The organism is Flavobacterium sp. GW821-FHT11G01, assembly GCF_058808175.1.
Window position 1 is genome coordinate 1 of sequence record NZ_JBXARK010000021.1, and the last position, 4,016, is coordinate 4,016.

General features: G+C 32.1%; 2 protein-coding genes and 1 pseudogene. All 3 read right to left on the minus strand.

Going from position 1 to position 4,016, the window contains the following annotated elements; all coding sequences use genetic code 11:
- A partial coding sequence (locus AC1RRN_RS21375) for a non-ribosomal peptide synthetase (RefSeq protein ID WP_492969245.1) occupies positions 1-2,649 on the minus strand: 2,649 nt, incomplete at its 3' end.
- Positions 2,646-3,323, minus strand: coding sequence for a phosphopantetheine-binding protein (locus AC1RRN_RS21380; protein WP_492969246.1), 678 nt, complete (start codon positions 3,321-3,323; stop codon positions 2,646-2,648). The genes AC1RRN_RS21375 and AC1RRN_RS21380, both read right to left, overlap by 4 nt.
- 120 nt (positions 3,324-3,443) lie before the next feature.
- Positions 3,444-4,016: pseudogene (locus AC1RRN_RS21385) on the minus strand (AMP-binding protein); the annotation flags it as partial.

A 4,016-nucleotide genomic window follows, 5' to 3' on the forward strand; every position in this document is an offset into this window, starting at 1 on the left:
AAGACCAGCACCCGATATATAAAGCTTGCCGCCTACTCCAACAGGAACAACTCCAAGGGAATCATCCAAAATGTAAAGCTGGGTGTTCGATATAGGAGCACCAATTGGGATAAGTGATCTTCGCTTATCAGTAATGGATACCTTATAAATTGATGCACATACAGCACATTCTGTTGGTCCGTAAGCATTATAATAATCAATCCCGGATTCTACAACTGCAATTGCTTTAGAAACATTAGCTGATTCACCAGCTGTAATGATGCATCTTAATCCTGATATATCCTCTTCAGACAATAATCCCAAATAACTTGGCGGAAAAGTAACTACTGATGCTGCTTCTTCTTTTAAAAATTTTACAAATTGGTTTTTATCCTTGATTATCTCTTCTGTAGGTATTAATAATGTAGCTCCGCTATACAAACTCATCATAATTTCAGATACAGAGGCATCAAAAGCAACTGAAGCAAACCAAACTATTTTATCACTTTCGCTAATTTCAAAAGATCTGATCTGATCTAAAGACATATTTACATTACTACTGTGCTCAATCATCACACCTTTCGGCTGCCCCGTAGAGCCTGAAGTATAAATTACATAGGCAAGATCTTTAGAAAAAATCTTCGTTTTAAGATTGCTGCTGATATTTTTTTCAAATTCTACTAACTTTATGTTTAGTACTTGATAATTGCTATCTGATTTTAGATAATAATCTGTAATTAATAGCTTTAAGCCACTGTCTTTTATAAAATAATTTATTCTCTCCTGAGGGTAGTTCGTGTCTATTGGTAAATAAACAGCTCCCAACTTTAATATTGCCAATAAAGAAATAATTCCAAAATCTGATTTAGGCAGAAAGACTCCTATGATATCTCCTTTTTCGACAATATAGCTGGAAGAAATATAATGTGCTAACTGATTAGCCTTTTCATTAAGTTCTTTATAAGTCAGCTGTGTCCCTGTAAAAACTACAGCCACATTATCAGGAGTACTATTTACCCGTTCTTCAAACAAATCCACTATAGTCTTGTCCTTTGGGTAAAATAAATCAGTATTATTAAAACCTAGTAATAATTGATGGTGTTCCTCTGCACTTAAATAATTTAACTTCTTTATCTCTTGTTCTGGATTAAGAACTATTGATTCTATCAATAATTCCAAATGCCCAACTAAATGAAAAATACTTTCACTGTTATATAAGTCATTATTATATTCTAAAGATAAATATAATCCTTCTTCAACTTCAATAAAAGAAAATGTTAAATCAAACTTACTTACCACATGCTCAGTTTCATCATATCTGCTGACTTTTAAATCTTCTTGAAACTCAAATCTTGTTTCACTATTATGAATTGTATTATTATTTTGTAAAACAACCATTACATCAAATAATGGATTCCTGCTTATGTCTCGAATTAAGTTTAATTCATTTACTAGTTCATCAAACGGAAACATCTGATGATTGTATGCTCCGAGAGTATTTTTCTTTATTTTTTTTAATAACGTTAAATAGCTATCCGTCTCTTTAAATTGGGTACGTAGGGCTAATGTATTTACATAGAACCCTATTTGATCTTCTAAATCCAGATGCTCTCTTCCTGCAATAGGACTTCCTATGACGATATCAGTCTGATTTGTATATCTATATAACAAAGTATTAACTATTCCCAGCAGTCCCATAAACAAGGTTGCATCTTGCTGTTGAATTAAGGCTACTAATTTTTTTCCGAACATTGGATTTAATAGTCTTTGCACTACCGCACCATTATGTGTCTTTATAGCAGGACGTCCATTTGTGGTTGGCATATCAAGTACAGGAATGCTTCCTTTAAATTGCTCTAGCCAGAATGATTTATTTTTGTTTAAAACATCTCCCCGCAGACTTTCCTGCTGCCATGCCGAATAATCTTTATATTGAATTCTTAATGGCTTTAAGGGATTGGGATGATCATTTTTATTTGCATAATAAAAAGCTAGCAGTTCTTTTATCATTATTCCCATTGACCAGCCATCACTAATTATGTGATGCATTACAAATGCAAATACATATTTATTCTCATCCAACTGTACTAAAAGAGCTCTCAACAAAGGACCTTCAGATAAATCAAACCCATTTAAGATTTCTTCCTGAAGAATCTGTTTTACCGACTGTGTCTGTGTTTGATCCTTTTTTAAATCTATATGTACTATCTTAAAATCATTCTCTTTTTGGCTTTTTACAAACTGTCTTATCCTACCTGTTTCATCCTCATTAAACACTGTTCTTAATATCTCGTGACGTTCTATCAGAAGTTCAAAAGACTGACGAAGTATTTCGATATCCAAAAAACCGTCAAACATATAAATCGACGGAATATTATATACTGCATTACCAACTTCTAACTTATTCAAAATCCATAAACGATATTGTGAAGATGACACTTCATAATTAGAAGCAGCAGGAATTATAGGTATCAGTTGTGTTCTGAAATCATTATCCTGCACGTTCATTGATTCTAAAAAAACTAATAGTTCTTTTTTATTTGTCTTAATTTTTTGAATGAGCTCAATAGTTAAATTTTCTTTTGCCCCTTCAATAGCGATATCTTCTCCCTGAGTTTTCAATTTAATGTTACAGCTGATAAGCTCGTCTATTAGTTCTTCTAATATCATATTACAATTTTGATTTCCTTATTTACAATGAGTTCTTTAGATTCCATAACCCATTTATTCCTAATTATTATTTTTGAAATGAATTCTACAGTAGGATTATTAAAAACTTCTTCTACTTTAAGAATCACTCCAAATTCATTTTTAACTCTTGAAATAACCTGCATAGCTTTAAGGCTATGTCCTCCAAGCTCAAAGAAATTATTATTAATCCCTATTTTATCTTTTTGCACATTTAATACTTCACTCCATATTTTTATTAGCTTTTCTTCTGTCTCATTTCTCGGTGCTATATATTCTTTGCTTGCGAGATCATCACCATCTACATCAGGCAGAGCACTTCTGTCTAATTTTCCATTATGAGTTAAAGGTAATTCAGCCAGTTCTACATAAAAACTAGGAATCATATAATCAGGCAAATGTTGCCTCAGGAAATCTCTTAAATTTGATTTATCAATTTTATCTGAAACTAAATACGCAACTAGTACTTTATCCTGATTATTCTCTTTTACTTCAACTGCGACTTGTTTTAAATCTGCTGAATACTTCAAAATGATATTTTCAATCTCCTCAATCTCTATTCGAAAACCTCTAATTTTTACCTGTCTATCGTTTCTTCCCAAAAATTCTATATTTCCATCCGGAAGCCAACATCCTAAATCACCCGTGTCATACATGCGTTCCCCAACTGTAAAAGGATTGGTGATAAATTTATCCTGCGTAAGCTCTGCTTTGTTCAGATAACCTCTTGCCAAACCTGATCCTGCTGTATAGATTTTTCCCGTAACCCCTATTGGAGCTGGCTGTAAATTTTTATTTAAAATATAAATCTGTGTATTAGGTATCGGTCTACCTATTGGAATCTTAATATATTTTTCATTTTTAATTTGAAAGGTTGCTGAAAATGTAGTATTTTCTGTTGGCCCATAACCATTAACTATCTTTATCTCTGGATAATTTTTAAATACTTTTAGTATATGATTCGCAGACACAACATCACCACCAACTATTAATTGAGTAATATTTTTAAAAAAATTAATATCATTTTCAACTACACTGCTAAACCAGGATGCTGTCATCCATAAACTATTTACTCTATTAATATTAACTATATTTTTTAATTTTGACAGTTCCATTAAATCATTCTGTTGTGTCAATATTAATTTTGAGCCGTTAAGCAGTGTTCCAAAAAATTCAATAATTGTAGCATCAAAAGATATAGATCCCGTACTTAGCAAAACATTATCTTGATTCAGTGGAAAATAGCTACACGGGTTAATCAATCGAATAACATTTCTGTGCTCCACCATCACTCCTTTTGGATTACCTGTAGTTCCAGAGGTGTAGATCACATAAGCCAAATCATCCGG

Coding starts and splice junctions, on each gene's coding strand:
- AC1RRN_RS21380 (WP_492969246.1), bottom strand. CDS start 3,323: ATGTATGACACGGGTGATTTAGGATGTTGGCTTCCGGATGGAAATATA.